Source organism: Kitasatospora sp. NPDC002040, from assembly GCF_040296785.1.
In the GTDB taxonomy this organism is placed as follows: domain Bacteria; phylum Actinomycetota; class Actinomycetes; order Streptomycetales; family Streptomycetaceae; genus Kitasatospora.
In genome coordinates, this window is the sequence record NZ_JBEOXV010000001.1 from 669,162 (window position 1) to 690,252 (window position 21,091).

Sequence of the window (21,091 nt, forward strand, 5' to 3'; positions counted from 1 at the left end):
GGTGGCGGTATGACGAGCTATCAGCGACAGGACCACGCGAACTCCTTCGGCGCGGTGGCCGCCGAGTACGACGCCGCCCGGCCCTCGTACCCCGACGCGCTGTTCACGGAGCTGGAGCGACTGACCGGCCGTCCGCTCCGGGGCGCCGAGGTGCTCGACGTCGGCGCGGGCACCGGCATCGCCACCCGGCTGCTGGCCGCCCGGGGCGCCAGGGTCACCGCCGTCGAGCCGAGCCCGGGGATGGCCGCGCAGCTGCGCGCCGTCAGCCCGGAGCTGCCGCTGGTGAAGGCCGCCGGCGACGAACTGCCGTTCCACGACGGCACCGCCGACCTGGTCACGTACGCCCAGGCGTTCCACTGGACCGACCCGGACCGGTCGGTCCCGGAGGCGCTCCGGGTGCTCCGCCCCGGCGGCTCGCTGGCCACCTGGTGGAACGTCAAGGACCAGCGGACCCCGTGGATCAAGGCGATGGGCGAGCGGCTGAACACCGGCATCCCCGGCGGCCACCACGGGTACGGCGCGGTCAACGAGATCGCCGAGGTGTTCGCCCCGTACGGCCTGCCGGTCGGCCGGGTGGTGCTGCACTGGGAGCGGGAGGTCACCGTGGACGCGGTGATCACCGACCTGCGCTCGCGCTCGTACATCGCGGTGCTGCCGCCGGAGCGGCGGGAGGAACTGCTCGCCGTGGAGCGGGCCGAACTGCTGGCCGCGTTCCCGGCCGGGCTGGTCACCGAGCCGTACGTGCTGGACCTCACGGTGCTCACCAAGGCGTGACCGGATGGCGGACACGGTGTCCGTCCGCTGGTACCGGGGGCGTAGGCTCGAAAGCCACGGCGACCCTGCACCCTCCCACCCCAGCAGGGCCGCGAACGCGCCTGAGAAGGAGTGGACACAGTGCCCGAGCTGAAGTCCCGTACGGTCACCCACGGTCGCAACATGGCAGGCGCCCGGGCGCTTCTCCGGGCGGCCGGCGTAGCCCGCGAGGACTTCGGGAAGCCGATCATCGCGGTGGCCAACTCCTTCACCGAGTTCGTGCCGGGCCACACTCACCTGCAGCCGGTCGGCCGGATCGTCTCCGAGGCGATCCAGGCCGCGGGCGGCATCCCGCGCGAGTTCAACACCATCGCGGTGGACGACGGCATCGCGATGGGCCACCACGGCATGCTCTACTCGCTGCCCTCGCGCGACCTGATCGCCGACTCGGTCGAGTACATGGTGAGCGCGCACTGCGCCGACGCGCTGATCTGCATCTCCAACTGCGACAAGATCACCCCCGGCATGCTGATGGCCGCCCTGCGCCTCAACATCCCGACGGTCTTCGTCTCCGGCGGCCCGATGGAGGCCGGCCAGGCCGTCCTGGTGGACGGCACGGTGCGCAAGCTCGACCTGGTGAACGCGATCTCCGACGCGGTGAACGAGAACGTCTCCGACGCGGACATCGCGATCATCGAGGAGAACGCCTGTCCGACCTGCGGGTCCTGCTCGGGCATGTTCACCGCCAACTCGATGAACTGCCTGGCCGAGGCGATCGGCCTGGCGCTGCCGGGCAACGGCTCGGTGCTGGCCACCCACACCGCCCGCAAGGCGCTGTACGAGGACGCCGGCCGGACCATCGTCGACATCACCAAGCGCCACTACGAGCAGGACGACTACTCGGTCCTGCCGCGCTCGATCGCCTCCCGCGCCGCGTTCGAGAACGCGATGGCGCTGGACATCGCGATGGGCGGCTCGACCAACACGATCCTGCACCTGCTGGCCGCCGCCCAGGAGGCGGAGGTCGACTTCGACATGCGCGACATCGACGCGATCTCGCGCAAGGTGCCCTGCCTGTCCAAGGTCGCGCCGAACGGCAAGTACTACATGGAGGACGTGCACCGGGCCGGCGGCATCCCCGCCATCCTGGGCGAGCTCTACCGGGGCGGGCTGCTCAACGAGGACGTCACCACGGTGCACTCCTCCTCGATGGCCCAGTGGTTCAAGGACTGGGACATCCGGGGCGGCTCCGCCACCGAGACGGCGGTCGAGCTGTTCCACGCCGCCCCCGGCTGCGTCCGCTCCGCCACCGCCTTCTCGCAGTCGGAGCGCTGGGACACCCTGGACACCGACGCGGCGAACGGCTGCATCCGCTCGATCGAGAACGCGTACTCGGTCGAGGGCGGCCTCGCGGTGCTCTACGGCAACCTGGCCGAGGACGGCTGTGTGGTGAAGACCGCCGGTGTCGACGAGTCGATCTGGACCTTCAGCGGCCCGGCCGTGGTGCTGGAGTCGCAGGAGGACGCGGTGGACGCGATCCTCACCAAGCGGATCAAGGAGGGCGACGTCGTCGTCATCCGCTACGAGGGCCCCAAGGGCGGCCCCGGCATGCAGGAGATGCTCTACCCGACCTCGTTCCTCAAGGGCCGGGGCCTGGGCAAGGCCTGCGCGCTGATCACCGACGGCCGGTTCTCCGGCGGCACCTCCGGCCTGTCGATCGGCCACGCCTCGCCCGAGGCGGCCTCCGGCGGCACCATCGCGCTGGTCGAGGACGGCGACGTGATCGCGATCGACATCCCGAACCGCTCGGTCGAGCTGAAGGTCTCGTTCGAGGAGCTGCACGAGCGCCGGCTCAAGCTGGAGGCCGGCACCGGCTACCGCCCGAAGGACCGGGTCCGCCCGGTCAGCGCGGCGCTGAAGGCGTACGCCGCGATGGCCACCTCCGCCGACAAGGGCGCGGTGCGCGACGTGAGCAAGCTGGGCTGACGCCCGGTCAGGCGGCCGTCCCCCGGTGCGGGAGACGGCCGCCTTCGTCGTTCCCGGGGGTGGTCGGGCCATAATCGGTCTCGTGGACGAGCAGCAGAACCCCCAGGCCAGGACCGTCGGCACCGCCGAGCCGGAGTCGATCCGCTGGTTCGGCACCAGCTGGCTGGAGCGCGGCTCCGGCTACTGGGCCCGCCGGGTCGCGGTGCCGCTCGGCGCGCTGGTGGCGGTGGCGGCGGGGGTGCTGCTGCTGCGGTTCGCGGTCGCCGGCGTGCGGGACTCCGATGCCGGCGGGCTGGTCTACGGGCTGCTGGTGGCCGCGATCGGGCTCTGCTCGCTGCTCTCCGGCCTGCGGATGTGGAAGGTGCTGACCGAGGGCAAGGACGCGCTGACCGGCTGGATGACCGAGGAGAAGTCGCTCGGCGCGGTCTGGCTGATCGGCTTCGCCGGGGCCCTGTTCGTGTACTTCCTGCGCAGCCTCGCCGAGGCTCCCGGCGAGGCCGTCGCGCGGGCCCGGTACGAGCGCGCCCTCGCCGCCTCCGAGCGCCGGCAGAGCGGCCGGGCCGCCCGCAGCGGCAACCCGAAGCGGGCGAAGAAGCGCCGCTGAGCCGGCCGCGGACCGGCTGCCGCGGACTTGGGCTGCGTCAGACCGGCTTGGGCACGTCGGTCGCCGCCGTCGCGGTCGGCTGGACGGCCGGGCTGCTCGGGGCCGGGCGCGGCTGCTCGCCGGTGCTGTCGGTGGCGACCTTGAGGCTGAACAGCACGATCGCGATCATCGCCAGCACGATCAGCCAGGTCTGCCAGCCCTTGCCGCTCCGGGCCCGGCGCCGCTTCGGCCCGTCGTTGACGGAGCGTCGCCCGCCCGGGTCGACCGGCGGCTGCTGCTTCCAGCGCGCGGCGAGCATCCGGGTGCGGCCGGACGCCTCCTTCATGGTGGCGGCCCGGACGAACTCCTCGTCCAGCACCAGCCCTTCGAACGGGTCGGGGTGCTCGGAGGGGCGGGGCTCCGGCTCATCGGCTATCGGCACATCGTCAGTATGCCTCGACCGGGGCTCGAACGGCCGTCGGTTTCCGATCAGCTCCGGCTGATCGTCCCGCACTCCTGGCGGTCGGTCAGGCCCTTGCTGCGGTCGTACGGGTCGGTGGTGGGCCCGCCCGGGGCCGGGGTGGCCGGCGCTCCGAAACCCATCTCGAACTGGTTGAAGGCCGGGTGGTAGTGGCCGGGGGCGCCGTTGCACCGGCTGTTGCCCGCTTCGCTGTCGACGTCCGCGAAGAAGATCTTCTTCGGGTCCACCTTGTAGTGGGCCGGGTCGTAGAACCGGACCGTGATGATCCGGCGCACGATGGTGCGGGCGGTCCAGGTCCCCGGGGTGGCGTCGGCGCCGGTCCAGCCGGCCGGCTTGGCGGCGGCCCCGGCCGGGTTCGGGGCGGCGGTGCGGAGCTGCTCCGCCTCCGGGCCCGGCCGCAGCGGGTAGACGAAGGTGTAGTCGGTGTGGACCAGCACACCCTTCTCGCCGTCGCCCTCGAAGGTGGTCCGGCCCTGCACCTTGACGGTGCCGTCGACCGGTACCGCCTCGCGCGGGTCGAACCGGCTGAACAGGGAGACCGGGTCGTTGTCGACGGTCGGCCGGTCCAGGCCTTCGGCGTAGCGCTGCCGGGATTCGCGGTCCAGCATCGCCAGGGCGGCGTCCGGGCGGCCGCCCGCGACCACGGCCGGGTCCAGGTTGGCCGCCACCAGGAAGTCCTTGACCAGCTTGAGCTGGGCCGTCACCTGTTCCTCGGTGAAGACGCCGACGGCGGTGGCCGGCGGCAGCACGACGGCGTCAGGACCGGTCGGCCAGCCCTCGGCGGGGGAGCCGGCCCACGGGTGGGCCACGGTCGGCTGGCTCGGGTCCACCGACGGCGGGGCGGCGGAGGGCTTCGCGGTCTCCGGGCCGACGGTCGGCACCACGCGCGCGGCGGCCGGCTCGCCGTCGCCACCGCCGGGACCCGCGTACCAGGAGCGCAGGCCGTCGAGGTTCAGCGCGGCGAGCGCCACCGCGACCGCGAGCAGCACGAACACGGGGGTCTGCCAGTTCCGCTGCCGGCGCGGGGCGTTGCCCCAGGGGTCGACCGGCTTCGGCTTCCGTCCGAACCGGTGCCGGGCCTGCGGCGGCGCGTCGTTGACGGAGCGTCGGCCGCCCGGGTCGACCGGTGGCTGCTCCTTCCAGCGCGCGGCGAGCATCCGGGTCCGGCCGCTCTGCTCCTTCACCTCGGCGGAGCGGACGAAGGCCTCGTCCAGGACGAGGCCCTCGAACGGGTCGTCGGCGGGGCGCTGTTCTGGATCTTCGGCTATCGGCACGCGGACAGTATGCAGACGCCGGGACGAGGGTCTTCTGTCGGGTGGCGGGTCGACCGGCCCGCCCGGGCCGGTACGCGCCGGTTCGTCCGGATCAGTCCCGGCGGCGGGCCTTCCGGACCGAGCCGACCACGCCCGCGATCACCAGCAGCACCCCGGCGGGCACCAGCGAGCTGAACAGCGCCTCGAACAGGTTCGTCCCGCCGAGCAGCGTCATGGCGACGGTGTTCAGCCCCCAGAGCGCGCCCGCCGCCGGCAGCGCCGAGCGCCAGGGGTGCTCGGCCGCCCAGCGGTGCAGCCGGCGGTCCGCGGTGTCCCGGCGGAGCTTGCCGCCGACCGCCCCCACCAGGAAGAAGAAGAACAGACCGAGCCCGACCGGCCCCGCCAGGATGTCGGTGGACCAGTGCCCCGTCACCACGTCCACCCCGAGGGCGGCCCCACCCACCAGCGCGCCGACGCCCGCCGCCGTGCGCCACGGCCCGAGGGTCGCCGAGGCGACCGCGAGCTGCCGGTTCTCACTGCGCGTCAAATCTCCGTGTCCCATGCCTCCAAGGTGCTCCGTCGCCCGGCCGGAATCCATAGGGGTAGCCCCCGACTTTCCCCCTACGGGTGGCCCCGCCGGCCCGGTGTGGCGCCCGGCAGGACCGGCCCTGACCACACCGTGGGACGGACGGCCGCCGGGGCCCTGACCGGTGCGAGGATGGCCGCACACGTACGTAAGGAGCGGCCATGTCCGGACAGAAGATCGCTTTCCTCGGTACCGGCAAGATCGGGGAGGCACTCCTCTCCGGTCTGCTGCGGGCGGGGACCGACCCGGCCGACGTCCTGGTGACCGCCCGCCGCCCGGAGCGGGCCGCCGAGCTGGCCGAGCGCCACGGCGTCACGGCGGTGACCAACGCCGAGGCGGCGAAGCTGGCCGACACCCTGATCCTGGCGGTCAAGCCGCAGGACATGGGCGCGCTGCTGGAGGAGCTCTCCCCGCACGTCAGCCCGGACCGGCTGGTGATCTCGGCCGCCGCCGGTGTGCCGACCCGCTGGTTCGAGGCCAGGCTCGCCGCCGGTACGCCGGTGGTCCGGGTGATGCCCAACACCCCGGTGCTGGTGGACGAGGGGATGAGCGTGATCTCCGGCGGCACGCACGCCGAGGAGCGGCACCTGGTCCGGGCCGAGGAGATCTTCCGCTCGGTCGGCAAGGCGCTGCGGCTGCCCGAGTCGCAGCAGGACGCGGCCACCGCGCTCTCCGGCTCCGGCCCGGCGTACTTCTACTTCCTGGTCGAGGCGATGACCGACGCGGGCATCCTGCTCGGTCTGCCCCGGCAGGTGGCGCACGACCTGATCGTGCAGTCGGCGATCGGCGCCTCGGTGATGCTGCGCGACTCCGGCGAGCACCCGGTGAAGCTGCGCGAGGCGGTCACCTCCCCGGCCGGCACCACCATCGCGGCCATCCGCGAACTGGAGAACCACGGGGTCAGGGCCGCGCTGCTCGGCGCCCTGGAGGCGGCCCGCAACCGCTCGCAGGAGCTGGCCTCCGGGGGAAAGTAGGCTCACCGGGGTGAGCTACGACTTGGTGATATTCGACAACGACGGCGTGCTGGTGGACAGCGAGCCGATCTCCAACCGGGTGCTGGCCGAGTACCTGACCGAACTCGGTTACCCGACCACGGTCGAGGACTCGTACCGGGACTACATGGGCTGCGCCGCGCACACCGTGCACGACGTGATCGGCGAGCGGTACGGCGCAGCCCTGCCCGAGGGCTTCGACGTGCTGTTCCACGCCCGGGTGTTCGCCGCCTTCGAGCGCGAGCTCACCGCGGTGCGCGGCGCCGAGGCGCTGCTGAAGACGCTTCAGCGGCACGGCGTGCGGTACTGCCTGGCCTCGTCCGCGCACCACGAGTGGATCAGGACCGCGCTCGACCTGACCGGTCTGCGCAGCCACCACGCCGAGCAGCGGATCTTCAGCGCCCAGGACGTCGGCATCGGCAAGCCCGCCCCGGACCTGTTCCTGCACGCGGCCCGCACCATGGGGGTCGAGCCCGGCCGCTGCCTGGTGCTGGAGGACAGCCGCAACGGTGTGCTGGCGGCCCGGGCGGCGGGGATGGACGTGTACGGCTACGCCGCGCTCACCGACCCGGCCAGGCTGACCGGGGCCGGGGCGACCGGCGTGCTCGGCGACCTGGCCGAGGTCCCGGCGCTGCTGGGCCTGCCGACCGACTGACCGTCAGTCCTGCTTCTCCCCGGCGGAACCCGGGCGCCGTCTGGCCGCCAGGTCGCCGAGCGGCCGGGGCCGGGGGACGCCGGTGCGGCTCTTGCCCCGGCGCTGCCGATGGGCCATCAGTTCCCGGCCCCGCTCCGTCTCGGAGGCGGCGACCAGCGGGATCGGATGGGGGAAGCGCAGCAGGGTGCCCTGGTCCGCCGCGGCCTCCGCGGCGCCGGTGCGGTCGAGTTCGGCTGCCAGGTCGAGCAGTTCGGCCACCGGGTCGGGCCGCTCGGCGCCGGGCTGCGGTCCTGCGGACCGGGGCTCGGCCGGCTGCGGCGGACCGGAGCCGGCCGGGGCGGCGTCCATCCGGCCGCTGCCGCCGACCGCCGCGCACTGGTAGGCCATCGAGTCCTGCCAGCCCAGTGCGTAGGCGTGCTCCTCGGCCCGGCCGAGCTCCTCCCGGGTCAGCACCACCAGGCCGTCCGGGACCGCGAGATGGGCCAGCCGGGCCAGCAGGCGGGCGACGGCCTCCGGGCCGAGGACGCGGGCGGACTCGAACCCCGAGAGCTCGTCGGCCACACCGGCCTGACGGTCCGTCGCCCCCGTCCGGTGGTCAGCCCCCGAGCCCTGTGGCCCACCGTCCCGCTCCACCCCGTTGCACCTTCCTGTCCGACTACCCCGTGGCGCGCCTGCCCCCTGCGCTGTCGTCGGTGTCCTCCAGGGCGAACTGGGCGGCGATCCTCAGGAACATGGCCCGCCGATCGGCAGGAATGCCCAAGGCGTCTGCCGCCTCGTCAGCTGTCATCCGCCGTCGGGAATCTTCGTTCTGGGAAGAGTACTCGGTTGCCAGCGGAAGATCGTCAGCGGTCAGCTTCCCCGACCTGATCAGGACCTCTCTGACCGGCACCTGGAGCGCCCGGGCGAGCCCGCGCATGGTGTCCAGGTCGGGCATGCTCTGCCGGTGCAGCAGCCGGGTGACCGCAGCGCGGTGCACACCGGCGTCCTCGGCCAGCTTCGACTTCCCGCCCCCGCGCGGACTGTCGATGTCGTACCCGCGGTCGCGCATCAGGGCTTCGATCCAGGCCGCGAACGGCTCCAGGCCGATGTCCTTGTTGTCCATGTCGTGCTCCCTCCATCCGAGGGAAAGGCTATCGCGCGCACGCGCACGCCACGTGACGACAGCTGTATACAGGGGCGTCGATTTGGTCAAGAAACGCCGAAGATTCCGTTCCGGATACTGGACGGCGCCTGGTGGGCGGGCCGGTGGCGGACGGAGTAAGCCCTTGCGCGCGCGAGCGCAACAAGACAGGATCGGAGCGCGTCGCACCCTCCGCACCTCCCGACCCGCTGCCCGCAGGAGTACCACCGCCATGCCCGGACGCTCCGGCTCATCCCTGCCCCGCCACCTGCTGCTCGACCAGGACCCGGACCTCGACGCCGACCTGCCCCCCACTCCGTCGGCCGCCTGCGCCGGGCTTCCCGTCGGTGCCGTCTTCGCCACCCGCTACGCCCAGGCGCTGCCCGCGCTGCTGGCCTGCGGTCGCTGCGCGCTCCGGACCGAGTGCGTGACCGCCGTCGACCCGGCCAACTCCTGGTTCGACGGCGTCAGCGGCGGCCGGCTCTGGCGGAACGGCCGCCCCATCGCGGACTCCCCGACGGTCCCCGCCGCTCCCGCCGCCCCGGCCGCCTGACGCCCCGTCGGCCCAGCAACCGCGCGGGTCTCCGCGCCCGTACCCGCACCACGCCTGCCCGATCAGAGGAGCACCGTCATGTCCCGTCCCACCCCGGCCGTCCCCGCCGCTCCCGCCGTCCGCTCGGTGCTCGCCGAGTCGGACGCCACCCGGGCCCGGCTCTGGATCGAGATCCTGGCCCGGCAGTTCCCCGAGCTGATCGAGGAGCTCGCCCCGGGACGGCCGGGCGCCCGCTCCGCTCCGGGGCCGCTGGACCCGGCGCAGCTGGCCGCCCGGGCCGAGCGCGACCGGGACGACCGGGCCGCCGCCCGCTGGAACGAGCAGCACGGCCACTCGGTGGTCGGCGGCGGCGCGGCACCGATCCGGCTGCACGTCTCGGACGCGCTGCGCGACATCACCGACGGTGTGGTCGAGCTGGAGGAGGCGGTGCTGGACCGGCTCGGGGCCGGCCGCCCGCGCAAGGCCGCCGTCCCGGAGCGGCTGGCCCGGCTGACCGCACTGCTGGGCCGGATCGCCGAGCACCCGGTGCTGGCCTCGCACGTACTGGACGAGTGCCGGCGGATGGCCCGCCGCTGTTCGGCGGCGCTCGGGGAGGCGGAGTCGCTGATCCGGGTCCGCGGCCGCTGCCCGTGGTGCGACTCGGTCTCGCTCCGGGCCTTCCCGGCCTGGCGGGCGGTGCTCTGTGTGAACCCCGGCTGCCGGTGCACCGAGCCGGACTGCGGCTGCGGCACCAACTCCTCCTACCGGCACACCTGGCGGGAGACCTCCTGGACCCAACTCGCCCTCGATGCCGGGGTGGACGCCGACGAGATCGCCGCCCTGGTGGACGAGGCCGAGGCCGCCCCGGCGGGGCTGCGGGCATGAGCGCCGCAGTCGCGCTGGGCGCGGCCCTGGTGACCGGCCCGATCGCGGCCGACGAGGTGGCGGTGGCTCCGGCCACCATCCGCAAATGGGTCCAGCTGGGCCACCTGGCCCCGGCCGGCCACCGCGGCCGCGCCCAACTCTTCCGGCTGGAGGACGTGTTCGCCGCCGAGCGGGCCACCCGCCGCCGTCCGCGCAGCTGACGTCCGTTCAACTGGCCGAGCCCCCGCCGCACTTCGGTGCGGCGGGGGCTCTCTGCATGTCCCGCACTTCGATCGTGCGAACCCGCCCGTACAAGTTGCGCGCTCGCACGCACATGGATCACAATAAGTGCAGCGGCGGAGCTGTGCCCGACACCGGGTCACGGTCCGCCGTTTCGCGTCGGCTGGCCTCTCCGGCTCCTGCGCACACGGCACCCCACCCCCTCCATCCACCGGGTGTCCGTCCGTGCGACCGGAGCCGGGAGCCGTCCGGCGCACCACCCCCGCCCCTCCATGCAGAAGGGAGCAGCCCCTTGAGCGGTCCGGTGATCGCCTTCCCCGACGTCGAACGAGTCGTCGTGGACGCTCTCAAGAACCGCCCCGAACTGGCCGGGGTGACCGTCGACAACCGGCCCCCGGCCGGCTTCGACGGCACCCAGAAGGCCGTCCTGGTCTCCCGGGTCGGCGGCGCCTGGCTGGACGACCAGTTCCTCGACCGCCCGCTGGTCGACCTGGAGGTCTACGGCCCGGACAAGACCACCGCGCACGGCATCGCGCTGACGGTCCGTTCGCTGGTGCTCCAGCTCGGCGGCACCGCGGCCGGCACCGGCGTGGTGACCGACATCGCGGAGGCCGACGGCCCCCGCTGGCTGCCGGACTTCAACCGCCCGGCGGCCAGCCGGTACATCAGCACGGTGCGGCTCACGCTCCGGCTCTCCTGAACGTCCCTGACGGACGCTCACCCCTGATCAGGCCCCGTCGCCCGGCGGGGCCTCTGCCGTACCCGAGCCCGGGTCGGCGCTCCACCTCATCACCAAGGAGTACGCATGGCAGGCAACAACGCCGCTGAGATCCGCGTGGCCGGTACCGGCCGCATCCTCGTCGCCCCGGTCGGCACCGCCGCCCCGGTCGACACCAGCGTGGCCTGGGCGGCCGGTTGGAAGGACCTCGGCTACACCTCGCCGGACGGCATCAAGTTCACCAAGAAGGACAAGCTGGACCCGGTGGACACCTGGCAGTCCGTCAGCCCGGCGCGGTTCATCTACTCCGACCGCGACCTCACGGTGAAGTTCGCCCTGCTCCAGATGAACGAGGACACCCTCCCGTTCTTCATGGGCGGCGACGCCGTCACCGAGACCGCGGCCGGTTCGGGCATCTACAAGTACGACCTGGCCAGCAACCCGAAGTTCAACGAGAAGGCGCTGGGCATCGAGTTCACCGACGGGAACGCGGTCACCTACCGCTTCATCGTCCCGCGCGGCCAGGTGACCGAGAACGAGGAGATCGCGCTCACCCGCACCTCGGCGATCAAGCTCGGCGTCACCTTCACCGCCCTGGCGGTGGACGACACCAAGCCGCTGGCCAGCTTCCTGATGAAGGACCCGGCGTACAACCCGGCCTCCTGATCCGGTAGTTCGCGCCACCTCCTGGCCCGGTGCCGCCCCGGCGCCGGGCCAGGCCCCGTTCCCGCTTTCCCCCAACTCCCGGATGGAGAACAGTCATGGCCCGTTTCGACGTGAACGCCGCGCGCGCCCAGCGCCAGGAGGCGCTCGGCCGCTCCTGGACCTTCGAGCTGGACGAGGACGTCTTCGAGCTCCCGACCGAGATCGGCCGCACGGTCGCCCGCAAGCTGAACGCCCTGGACGACAACGACGTCGACGGCCTGCTCCGACTCCTGCTCGGCGACAAGCAGTTCGCCCGGCTGGAGGACCACGAGCTCACCATGCAGGACGTCAGCGCGATCCTCGAGGCCTACGGCAAGGAGACGGGGCTGGCCCTGGGGGAAGGCTGAGCCTCGTCGAGTTCGTCGATGAACACGCCGAGGCCCTCGAAGCCGACCTGCTGAAGCACTACGGCGTGGACCTGCTCGACTGGCACCGCGGCCGGCTCTCCTCCCGCCGGCTCTCGGTGCTGGTCCAGCACCTGCCACGCGACAGCAACACGGTCCGCGCCCTGCACGGCGAAGCCGCCGAGTGGACCCTGACCGACCACCTCCTCGCCGCCGCCGTCGACCACCTGGCGGTGGCCAACTGGATGTTCCTCTCCGTCAACCGCGACGAGGACTCCGACCCCCCGGAGCGCCCGGAGCCCGTCCCGCGCCCCGGCGACGACGAGGAGCAGGACGACGAACCGCAGGAACCGCAGCCGGTGTCGGCCCGGGAGTTGCGGTCCTTCTTCGGATAACTGGAGGTAACAGATGGGTGGTCTCGGAGGCTTCATCGAGGACACGGCCAACAGTCAGCTGACCGGCCCGGTGAATGCCATCAAGAACGAGCTCACGCTGTTCAAGGCTGATGCCAAGGTGCAGAAGCACATGCTGACCGGCCTTGCCACCAGCATCACCGGGCTCAAGTCGGACTTCACCGCAGTGGCCAACAGCAACACCTTCTTCAAGGCCGATCTCACCGCCCTGGCCCTTGGTTTCACCGTCTTCAAGGCCGACTACAGCCTTCTCAAGGTCGACGAGAAGGGCGTGTACTGGCGCGGAAAGCCGGTCAAGCAGTGGGGCGTCGACAAGATCAAGCAGCTGGAGAAGAACACCGAGAAGGCTCAGCGAGAGGCCAACCGAGAGTCCCAAGTACTCAACTCCCGTCTGCGCACGCTGGATCAGCGGATATCAGCACTCTCGGGCACGAAGGACCAGCGCGATACCGCCAAGAGTGACAACCGCAAGGCATGGAGCACCTATTCCGGGGACAGGACCGAGGAGAACCTGAGGAAGGCCCAGGAGGCTCAGCGGAAGTACCAGGAGCTCGACCGGCAGGTCGCGAAGGAGCTCCGCGAGATCGACGGGCTCAAGAAGAGGGCCGAGAAGTCCAAGGACGAGCTGAAGGAACTGAGGAAGGTCGCCACCGACCTCGAGGCCAAGCGCAAGAAGCTGAAGGACATCGAGAGCGACGCCACTAAGGCGAAGGCAACCACGGAGCGGTTGTTCGGAGCCCTTGAGCAGAAGGCCCAGAAGCTGGAGACCAAGCTGAACTCGCTGTCGCGAGCCATCGGCTGACGGCGGGCGAACGGAGTAACGATGAGTCTGAAAAGTTCACTGGCGGGTGCTTCGACAAGCCTGACCCGTTTCGGTAGCTCGCTCGGTACCGCCTCCTCCAAGGCCGACCGGCTGCGGGATTCGGCCAAGGGCGCCGACGGTGCCGTGGGAAAATTGAAGAGCTCGGCCGATCAGGCCGAGAAGGCCGTCTCGAAGACCGGTAAGGCGGCCGGTAGTTCGGGCGGGATGTTCAGCAAGATGAAGGGTGGGCTCGGGGCGGCGACCACCGGGTTCAAGGGGCTGAACACCGCGATGAAGGCCAATATCATCGGCCTGCTGCTCGCGCTGCTGGCCCCGCTGATCGCCAAGATCGTCGATATGGCGATGCAGTCGAAGACCATGCAGAAGGTGATGCAGAAGGTCTTCGCGGTGGTGCAGAAGGTCATCGACGCGGCGATGAAGGTCGCCGTCAGCGTGATGAAGTGGGCGGCCCAGTGGATCGCCAAGATCTGGCCCGGCATCAAGAAGGTCATCGAGACGGTCGTCAAGGTGATCTCGACCGTCATCACGTTCTACTTCAACGCCTACAAGACCGTCATCACGACGGTCTTCAACGTGGTGAAGAACTTCATCACCACGGTGTGGAACGGCATCAAGAAGGCGATCGAGGTGGTCGTCAAGGTCGTCTCGACGATCATCAAGTTCTACTTCAACGCGTACAAGACCGTCATCATGGCGGTCTTCAACGCGGTCAAGTCCTTCATCTCGGCGGTGTGGAACGGCATCACGGGTGCGATCAGGTCGGCCGTCAACACGATCAAGAGCGTGATCGAGGGCGTCCGGCGGGTCTACGAGGTGGTCAAGGACGCCTTCGGGCGGGCCAAGGACGCCGTCGCGGACAAGATCGGCGGGATGGTCGACTTCGTCCGGGAGCTGCCGGGGAAGATCACCAACGGGCTCGGCAACATGGGGCACCTGCTCTATGACAAGGGCAAGGACATCATCAACGGCCTGATCAACGGCCTGAAGGACATGATGGGCCGGGTCGGCGATGTGGTGAAGGGCATCGCGGACAAGATCACCGGCGGGCTGTCCAGCGCGCTGAAGATCTTCTCGCCCTCGCGCGTGATGATGGGCCTCGGCGGCCACGTCGGCGAGGGCCTGGCGATCGGCATCGAGCAGACCGGGGACCGGGTCAGGAAGACCATGACCGAGCTGGTCCCGGTGCCGGACGGCCCGCAGACCAGGGCGGCGATGGCGAACGCGGCCAACTCCCGGCTGTTCCAGGGCCGGACGGACATCCTGCGGGCCAGGGCGGCCACCGTCCAGACGGCGGCGTACGGCGCGGCCGCGCAGGCCGGCCTGGCGATCCAGAACTACTACGAGTCGAGCACCGGCGGCGCCCGGCAGACCGCCGAGGAACTGATGTTCCTGGTGAAGGCACGAGGGTGAGGAGGAACCAGTCATGGCCGACAACCCGACGGCACCGCAGGATCCCGGTTCGCTGATCACCCGGGACGGTCAACTCCAGTGGGGCGACCTGCTGATGGGGCCGGGGACCAGGTACCAGATCGCCGCCGAGGGCCTGACCGGCTGGCACGACCTGCCCGGGATGGACCTGGGGGACTCGCCCCGGGCGGCCGGCCACGGCGCCCTGCCGGGGGTGCGGTTGGCGCAGGCCCGTACGGTCGGCGCCGTGGTGCTCGCCCTGCCGGGGCGCTCGCCCGATCCGGACGCCCCCTGGGACCCGGTCGGCGGGGACGACGACCCGGCCGGCTCGCTGGCGGAACTGCGGTACCGGACCGGCCTGTCGGCGGGTGAGCAGTGGCTGGCCGTCCGGCTGCACGGGGCGGTCAGGGCGGTCCGGGCCAGGGTCTCCGGGCGGGTGACGGCGGTCAACCGCCAGTACGCCTCGGCCGGGCTGGCCCGGATGACGCTGCAGTGGGTCTGCACCGATCCGCACGTGTACTCGCAGCAGGAGTACGTGGCCAGGACCCCGGTGCGCCGGGAGGGCGGCCGGGTCGGCTACCCGCTGGCCTATCCGCTCGCCTACGGCACCGCCGGGGTCAGCGGCGCGGTGGCGGTGCTGAACGGCGGCAACGTCGCGGCCCGGCCCCGGCTGACCCTCACCGGCCCGGTGACCAACCCCCGGATCAGGAACGCCGCGACCGGCCGAGTGCTGGAGTACCGGATCACGCTGACCGAGCGGGACCGGCTGACCGTGGACACCGGGGACGGCACCGTCACCCTCAACAACGTGGTCTCCCGGCTCGGCAGCGCCAGCCCGCGCAGCACGCCCGAGCAGGACTGGACGCTGGTGCCGGGCGCCAACCAGGTGGAGTTCTCCGACGACGCGAGCGACAGCGCCGCCGGGCTCGTGATCACCTGGCGGGACGCCGACCTCTGACACCGGCCACCGGGGACTGCAACCAACCACCAGGCGAACCAAGGTACTTGGGCCGCCAGAATCTCTGGAGCACTCCATGACAGTACGTGTCGGCCGACTGGCCAGCGGCATGTCCGCCGAGGACCATCGGCTCGCCGCCGCCATCTTCATGGCCCCGAGCGGGCCGGTCACCACCAGGGGCGGCTGCGTCCCGGGCGGCTTCGTCCGGGACACCGCGCTCGGCGACGGCATGCAGATGCGGATCCTTCCGGGCCAGGCCTGGATCGACGGCAACAGCAAGAGCGCGCAGGGCGGTTACGCCGTGACGGTGGACGCCCCCGAGACCGTCTCGTTCTCGCCGGGCCACACCAGCTACGACCGGATCGACTCCGTCGTGCTCCAGGTCTTCGACGACGCGACCGACCAACTCGGCCAGGGCACCCGCGGGTTGGTCCGGGTGGTGGAGGGCGTGCCGACCGCCTCGCCGGTGGCCCCGATCTCGCCGTACAACAGCGAGAAGCTGTACGAGGTCCGGGTGCCGAGCAAGGCCTCCGGCACCAACACCGGCATCCCGTTCACCACCGGTGCCGCCGCCGACCGGCGCCGCTACACCTCCACCTTCGGCGGCATCGTGCCGGAGGGCTGGGGCAGCGCCTTCAACGGCGGCTACCCCGGCCAGTACCGGGACAACAAGGGCCGGCTGGAGCGCTGGAGCGGCACCTCCTGGCAGCCGCTGCCCGGCGCCGTCGGCCCCTCGGACGCGGTCGGCGCCTACGTCGGCCAGTACCGGGACAGCGGCACCCGGATGGAGCGCTGGAACGGCTCCGCCTGGCTGCCGACCACGCCGGCCAGCGTGATCGTCTACGACGACGACGGCGGCGACGCCACCTCCGTCACCTACATCGAGCTGATCGCGGACACCATCGTGCCGGTGACGGTCACCTTCACCGCGCCCGCGTCCGGGCAGGTGATCGTCTCGATCGGCGCCTACGCCAACAACACCCTTGCCACCGCGGCCACTTACCTGTCCGCCAACATCCGCCGGGGCTCGACCGTGGTGTCGGCCGCCGACGACCGCAGGGCCGCCCTCGCCTACGGCACCACCCACCGGTCCTCGGTCTCCACCCAGTACCCGGTCACCGGGCTGACCCCGGGTGCGGTGCACACCGCCACCCTGGCCCACCGCACCAGCAACGCCTCCGGCTCGGCCGGCTACGACAACCGGTACGTCCGCGTCGACCCGGTGCTCTGACCGGAGCCCGATCCACCACCCGCGAGCAGCAGGAGGAGCAGCCGATGCCCACTCCCGGCGCGGTACTCAAGTCCTCGGCACCCGGCTCACTGATCACCTGCGACGGACAGGTGCAGTGGGCCGGGCTGCTGATGGGCCCCGGTACCCCCTACCAGATCACCGCCGAAGGCTTCACCGGCTGGGAGGACCTGCCCGGGCTCTCCTCGTCGGACGTGCCCCGGCCGACCGCCCACGGCGCCTGGCCCGGCGCCCGCTGGGCCCAGCCCAGGATCGTCACCGTGACCGTCTGGGTGCTGCCGCCGAGCGGCGGCGCACCGGCCGACGCGCTGGCCGCCCTGCTCGCCGCCACCGCGCCCACCGCCGACGGCGACGACGAGCGCTGGCTGACGGTGCGTCTGCACGACGAATCACTGGCCTGCCAGGCCCGGGTCACCCAGCGCACCGTCCAGGTGGACCGCAGCTACGCCCGCCTCGGTGCCACCCGGGTGGCCCTGCAGTGGGTCGCCACCGACCCGCGCCGGTTCGAGCCCGAGCTGCTGACCGAGGTCGGTGGCCTGCCCGAGCCGGAGCGCGGCCTCGGCTGGGACCTCGCCTGGGGCCAGCGCGACCCGGCCAACCCGGCCTGGGAGTCGCTGGACTGGGGCGTGCTGCCGGGCAGCGGCGACCTGGTGGTCCGCAACGAGGGCAGCGCCCCCGCCCAGCCGGTGATCGAGATCGTCGGCCCGTGCGTCAAGCCGCGGCTGACCGTGGCGGCCACCGGCGCGCAGCTCGGGTACAACATCTCGCTCAAGTACGGCCGCCGGCTGGTCATCGACACCGCCGCCGGCACCGTGCTGCTGGACGGCGAGGAGGACGTCCGGGCCACCGCGCTGAGCGGCAGCCTGCCGGAGAACCTGTTCGCGCTCCAGCCCGGTACGACCGTGCTGCGGTTCCGGGCCGACTGGGGCACCGGCGACGCCAAGGTCCTGGTCCGGCGGCGCAACGCCCACTGGTGACCGCCGGCGCCTGATCCACCGTCAACTCCGTTGGGCGCCCGGTCGGCGCCGTCCCGAGCAGAGGGAGCATTCCATGACCATCCGTACCGCCTGGCTGCCGCCGACCGGTCAGACCAGGGCCGACACCCGGCTGGCCCTCTCGGCCCTGATCACGCCGGGCAACGCCCTTGCCGCCAACCACGGTTGCACCCCCGGTGGCCTCAACCTCACCGGGCTGACCGGCCCGGACGGGATGAAGTGCCGGATCGGCACCGGCCGGGCCCTGGTCCAGGGCCTCTCCGAGCAGGGCAGCTACCCGGTCGCGGTGACCTCCTCGGAGACGCTGGAGTTCGAGCCGGGCGACCCGACCATGGACCGGGTCGACCTGGTCGTGCTGCAGGTCTACGACACCGACCACGACAACAGCGGCCGGACCGAGACGGTGCTCCGGGTGATCAAGGGCGCCCCGGCCGCCGCCCCGCAGCCGCCGGCCACCCCCGGTGCCGCACTGGCGCTCTACCGGGTGCTGGTCAAGGCCAACACCTCGGTGGCCAACGGCGGCATCGCCTGGACCGTCGACGGCATCAAGGTGGACGTCCGGCACTACACGGCGGCGCTCGGCGGCATCCTGCCGCCGCGCGACCCGGCCTTCAACGGCGTGTACGCGGGCCAGTACCGGGACAACCTCGGGCGGCTGGAGCGCTGGGACGGCACCGCCTGGCGGCCCAACCCCGGTGCGGTCGGGCTGCCCGGCGCCCCCGGTGTGTACGCGGGCCAGTACCGCGACACCGGCGACCGGATGGAGCGCTGGGACGGTTCGTCCTGGCGCCCGTACCCGGTGCAGACCGCGGTGGCCTTCACCGCCGACGCCGGGTACACCACGGGCGTCACCACCTTCGTGGAGACGCTCAACGACACCCCGACCAACAGCACCCTGGTCGCCACCTTCCTGGCCCCGCCGTCGGGGCGGGTCGCGATCTCGCTGGGCTGCCGGATGGAGCTGCTCGGCGCCGCCACCACGGCCTTCGCCGAGATGTCGGCAACCGTCCGGCAGGGCGGCACCACGGTCTTCACCCCGGACGACACCTCGGTGGCCGGCCTGCTGAACTCCGCCAGCCCGATGCGGGTCTCGGTCTCCAACACCTTCGTGATCACCGGGCTGACCAAGTACACGACGTACACCGCGACCAGCTGCTACCGGATCTCCGAAGCCGTCGGCCGGGCCTGGTTCGACAACCGTTTCGTCCGGGTCGACCCGCTCTAGGTCCGCCCCCTCACCTGTCAGGAGACAGAGATGGCCGAGTTGAACCCTGTCACGGCGTGGCTGCAGCCGACCGGACAGACCCGGGCCCACACCCGTGCCGCGCCGCTGGGCGCGATGGCCCCCGGTGCCGGGCACCGGGTCAACGTCCGCTCCGGCGTGCTGCCCGGCGCCGAACCGTTCGGCCTGCTGGAGCCGTCCGGGATGCAGTTCAAGCTCCAGTCCGGCAAGGCGGTGCTCCAGGGCGGCACCTTCCAGGGCGCCTACCCGGTGGCCTGGTACGGCGACGACCCGCTGGTACTCGCCGACGGCGACGCCCAGTTCGACCGGATCGACTCGGTCGTGCTGCGGGTCTACGACACCGGCTACGAAGCGGCCGCGAGCGACCGGGCCGCGATCGAGATCGTCAGGGGCACACCGGCGGCCGCCCCGGTCGCCCCGCCGCTGCCCGCGGCACCCGCGGTGGCGATCCGGCTCTGGGACATCCGGGTCCGCAAGGGCGCCTCGTCCGGCACCGCGATCGACTGGAACCTGGACGTCACCGACAAGCGGGTCTGGACCGTGGCCGTCGGCGGCATCACGCCGAAGGACGCCGGCGGGGCCAACGGCGGCTACCAGGGCCAGTACCGGGACAACGGCGGCGGCCTGGACCGCTGGGACGGCACCGCCTGGGCCGAGGTCGGCGGGTGGAAGGCCTACACCCCGAACTGGACCGCCGAGACCACCAACCCGGTGCTGGGCGACGGCACGGTGGAGGCCAGGTTCACCAGGATCGGCCGCACCGTGCACGTCCGCGGCTACCTGCTGACCGGGACCACCACCACGTACGGCTCCGGGCGCTGGCAGTTCTCGCTGCCGCTGACCGCCTCCGCCGTCCCCGGTTACCAGATCGGCCAGGCCCAGCTCAGCGGCCCGTACCGCTACGTCGGCCAGTTGATGGTGTCGCCCAACACCGGTGCGGTGACCGTCTATTCGCCCGGTCCGACCGGATCGGCGCTCCAACTGGTCAGCTCCACCTACCCGTTCACCTGGAGCGGCGGCGGCCAGCTGCTCCGCTTCACCATGACCTATGAGGCGATATGACCGGCGCAGGCACCGGCTACCGCGCGGTCTTCTGTGATCTGCGCACCGACCAGGTGATCGACGTACTGCCGCTGCGGGACGTCGAGTTCGACGACTACATCGGCAAGACCGGCTCGCTCAGCGGCACCATCCCGGTGCCCAACCAGGAGATCGGCCGCCGGGTCCGGCGGGTGATCGAGGGCCGCACCGCGCTCTACCTGGAGCGCGGCGGCGAGGTCTGGTGGGGCGGCATCGTCTGGACCCTGACCCCGCAGTCGGACGAGAACGGCGTGCTCACCGTCCCGGTGCAGGCCGCCACCTTCGACTCCTACGCGGCCCGCCGCCGGATCCGGACCGACCTGCGGCTCAACACCCGGGACAGTGCCGACCTGGTGGTGGACCTCTGGCGCGACCTGCAGTCGGCGGCCGGCGGTGACATCGGCATCACCTACGGATCCGGCCTGGCCGGATCCGACCAGGAGATGTACTGGCCCGGCAGCGACGACACCCTCTACGAGGACGCGATCGGCCAGGTCCTGGCCGGTGCACCCGAGCTGGAGTACCGGGTCGCGGTCTTCCGGGACCCGGTCACCGGCGAGCGCCGCCGCCAACTGCAGCTCGGCACCCCGCGGATCGTCAGCACCGCGGCCGAACTGGTGCTGGACCGCCCCGGCGCGGTGCTCAGCTACTCGTTCCCCCGGGACGCCACCCGGGGCGGCACCACCTGCCGGATCAAGGGCGCCGACGCCGACGGCGGCGACCTGTCCAACGGCGCCAAGCCGATGCTCTCGGCCGAGGCGGTGGCCCAGCCGCTGATCGACGGCGGCTACCCGCGGATCGACCTCTCCGGCGAGCACAGCAAGCTCGCCAAGCAGGCCGAACTCGACCGGCTCGCCCGGATCCAACTCGCCGCCGCCACCGGTGCGGTGGTGATCCCCTCGGTCCGGATCCGGCTCGGCGACGGCGCGCCGTCCGCACTGCTCGGGCGGACCGCCCGGCTGCGCATCGTGGACGAGTGGTTCCACGAGGGTCTGGACGCCCGCTACCGGGTGGTCGGCCTCCGGGTCACCCCGCCGGAGCGCGGCCGGCCCGAGGCGGCCGACCTCTACCTGGAGGAACTGTGACCAGCCCGTACGAGGAGGCACCCTAG

The 21,091-nt window shown here is 72.1% G+C and carries 25 protein-coding genes; 20 read left to right on the top strand and 5 right to left on the bottom strand.

What is annotated here, in order from left to right:
• Positions 1-9 precede the first annotated feature (9 nt).
• From ABT118_RS03180 to ABT118_RS03190, 3 genes are all read left to right on the top strand, one after another.
• Positions 10-774: a class I SAM-dependent methyltransferase gene (locus ABT118_RS03180; RefSeq protein WP_350644509.1), complete on the top strand. Its 765-nt coding sequence runs from the start codon at positions 10-12 to the stop codon at positions 772-774.
• 120 nt (positions 775-894) lie between these two features.
• Entirely contained in the window at positions 895-2,739 is a 1,845-nt protein-coding gene (ilvD, locus tag ABT118_RS03185; protein ID WP_350644510.1) for a dihydroxy-acid dehydratase, read from the top strand.
• An 82-nt stretch (positions 2,740-2,821) separates the two neighbouring features.
• Positions 2,822-3,343, top strand: coding sequence for a hypothetical protein (locus tag ABT118_RS03190; protein WP_350644511.1), 522 nt, complete (start codon positions 2,822-2,824; stop codon positions 3,341-3,343).
• A 37-nt stretch (positions 3,344-3,380) separates the two neighbouring features.
• On the opposite strand, the gene ABT118_RS03195 is transcribed toward ABT118_RS03190, so the two are convergent.
• The 3 genes from ABT118_RS03195 to ABT118_RS03205 form a co-directional block, all read right to left on the bottom strand.
• Entirely contained in the window at positions 3,381-3,764 is a 384-nt protein-coding gene (locus ABT118_RS03195; RefSeq protein WP_350644512.1) for an SCO2583/SCO2584 N-terminal domain-containing protein, read from the bottom strand.
• A 47-nt stretch (positions 3,765-3,811) separates the two neighbouring features.
• The gene (locus ABT118_RS03200) at positions 3,812-5,077 is read right to left on the bottom strand and encodes an SCO2583/SCO2584 N-terminal domain-containing protein (protein WP_350644513.1); all 1,266 of its coding nucleotides are present in this window, start codon (positions 5,075-5,077) and stop codon (positions 3,812-3,814) included.
• A gap of 91 nt (positions 5,078-5,168) precedes the next feature.
• Positions 5,169-5,603, bottom strand: a complete 435-nt coding sequence (locus tag ABT118_RS03205) for a hypothetical protein (RefSeq protein ID WP_350644515.1) — start codon at positions 5,601-5,603, stop codon at positions 5,169-5,171.
• 200 nt (positions 5,604-5,803) lie between these two features.
• Between ABT118_RS03205 and proC the strand changes: the two genes are divergently transcribed.
• Together proC and ABT118_RS03215 are read left to right on the top strand one after the other, a co-directional pair.
• On the top strand, positions 5,804-6,616 hold the full coding sequence (gene proC, locus ABT118_RS03210; protein ID WP_350644516.1) for a pyrroline-5-carboxylate reductase: 813 nt from the start codon (positions 5,804-5,806) through the stop codon (positions 6,614-6,616).
• A gap of 10 nt (positions 6,617-6,626) precedes the next feature.
• A complete protein-coding gene (locus ABT118_RS03215; RefSeq protein WP_350644517.1) occupies positions 6,627-7,289 on the top strand; it encodes an HAD family hydrolase in 663 nt (220 codons plus the stop codon).
• Positions 7,290-7,292: 3 nt separating this feature from the next.
• On the opposite strand, the gene ABT118_RS03220 is transcribed toward ABT118_RS03215, so the two are convergent.
• Both ABT118_RS03220 and ABT118_RS03225 read right to left on the bottom strand, forming a co-directional pair.
• Complete coding sequence (locus ABT118_RS03220; RefSeq protein ID WP_350644518.1) at positions 7,293-7,850, bottom strand: hypothetical protein; 558 nt, start codon at positions 7,848-7,850, stop codon at positions 7,293-7,295.
• A 94-nt stretch (positions 7,851-7,944) separates the two neighbouring features.
• Positions 7,945-8,391 (bottom strand): helix-turn-helix domain-containing protein, encoded by a 447-nt coding sequence (locus tag ABT118_RS03225; protein ID WP_350644519.1) that lies wholly within the window; start codon positions 8,389-8,391, stop codon positions 7,945-7,947.
• 250 nt (positions 8,392-8,641) lie between these two features.
• On the opposite strand from ABT118_RS03225, the gene ABT118_RS03230 reads away from it, so the two are divergent.
• The 15 genes from ABT118_RS03230 to ABT118_RS03300 all read left to right on the top strand — a co-directional run bounded on the left by ABT118_RS03230 (position 8,642) and on the right by ABT118_RS03300 (position 21,065).
• Positions 8,642-8,962 carry a hypothetical protein gene (locus ABT118_RS03230; RefSeq protein WP_350644521.1) on the top strand — a complete coding sequence of 107 codons (321 nt, stop codon included), beginning with the start codon at positions 8,642-8,644 and terminating at the stop codon, positions 8,960-8,962.
• Positions 8,963-9,040: 78 nt separating this feature from the next.
• Positions 9,041-9,826, top strand: a complete 786-nt coding sequence (locus ABT118_RS03235) for a hypothetical protein (protein WP_350644522.1) — start codon at positions 9,041-9,043, stop codon at positions 9,824-9,826.
• On the top strand, positions 9,823-10,026 hold the full coding sequence (locus ABT118_RS03240; protein ID WP_350644523.1) for a hypothetical protein: 204 nt from the start codon (positions 9,823-9,825) through the stop codon (positions 10,024-10,026). Before ABT118_RS03235 ends, ABT118_RS03240 begins: the two co-directional genes overlap by 4 nt.
• A 311-nt stretch (positions 10,027-10,337) precedes the next feature.
• A complete protein-coding gene (locus ABT118_RS03245) occupies positions 10,338-10,745 on the top strand; it encodes a phage tail termination protein (protein ID WP_350644524.1) in 408 nt (135 codons plus the stop codon).
• A 105-nt stretch (positions 10,746-10,850) separates the two neighbouring features.
• The gene (locus ABT118_RS03250; protein WP_350644525.1) at positions 10,851-11,429 is read left to right on the top strand and encodes a phage tail tube protein; all 579 of its coding nucleotides are present in this window, start codon (positions 10,851-10,853) and stop codon (positions 11,427-11,429) included.
• 95 nt (positions 11,430-11,524) lie between these two features.
• The gene (locus ABT118_RS03255) at positions 11,525-11,815 is read left to right on the top strand and encodes a hypothetical protein (RefSeq protein ID WP_350644526.1); all 291 of its coding nucleotides are present in this window, start codon (positions 11,525-11,527) and stop codon (positions 11,813-11,815) included.
• Between the two features lie 65 nt (positions 11,816-11,880).
• Positions 11,881-12,207 carry a hypothetical protein gene (locus ABT118_RS03260; protein ID WP_350644528.1) on the top strand — a complete coding sequence of 109 codons (327 nt, stop codon included), beginning with the start codon at positions 11,881-11,883 and terminating at the stop codon, positions 12,205-12,207.
• Positions 12,208-12,220: 13 nt separating this feature from the next.
• A complete protein-coding gene (locus ABT118_RS03265; protein ID WP_350644530.1) occupies positions 12,221-13,027 on the top strand; it encodes a hypothetical protein in 807 nt (268 codons plus the stop codon).
• 21 nt (positions 13,028-13,048) lie between these two features.
• Positions 13,049-14,458, top strand: coding sequence for a phage tail protein (locus ABT118_RS03270; protein ID WP_350644532.1), 1,410 nt, complete (start codon positions 13,049-13,051; stop codon positions 14,456-14,458).
• Between the two features lie 13 nt (positions 14,459-14,471).
• Positions 14,472-15,413, top strand: a complete 942-nt coding sequence (locus ABT118_RS03275; protein WP_350644534.1) for a phage distal tail protein — start codon at positions 14,472-14,474, stop codon at positions 15,411-15,413.
• Positions 15,414-15,489: 76 nt separating this feature from the next.
• Positions 15,490-16,644 carry a hypothetical protein gene (locus ABT118_RS03280; RefSeq protein ID WP_350644536.1) on the top strand — a complete coding sequence of 385 codons (1,155 nt, stop codon included), beginning with the start codon at positions 15,490-15,492 and terminating at the stop codon, positions 16,642-16,644.
• Between the two features lie 44 nt (positions 16,645-16,688).
• Entirely contained in the window at positions 16,689-17,639 is a 951-nt protein-coding gene (locus ABT118_RS03285; RefSeq protein WP_350644537.1) for a phage distal tail protein, read from the top strand.
• A 73-nt stretch (positions 17,640-17,712) separates the two neighbouring features.
• A complete protein-coding gene (locus ABT118_RS03290) occupies positions 17,713-18,882 on the top strand; it encodes a hypothetical protein (RefSeq protein ID WP_350644538.1) in 1,170 nt (389 codons plus the stop codon).
• A 30-nt stretch (positions 18,883-18,912) separates the two neighbouring features.
• A complete protein-coding gene (locus ABT118_RS03295; protein ID WP_350644539.1) occupies positions 18,913-19,962 on the top strand; it encodes a hypothetical protein in 1,050 nt (349 codons plus the stop codon).
• The gene (locus ABT118_RS03300; protein WP_350644540.1) at positions 19,959-21,065 is read left to right on the top strand and encodes a hypothetical protein; all 1,107 of its coding nucleotides are present in this window, start codon (positions 19,959-19,961) and stop codon (positions 21,063-21,065) included. The genes ABT118_RS03295 and ABT118_RS03300 overlap by 4 nt, the downstream gene beginning before the upstream one ends.
• The last annotated feature ends 26 nt before the right edge of the window (positions 21,066-21,091 follow it).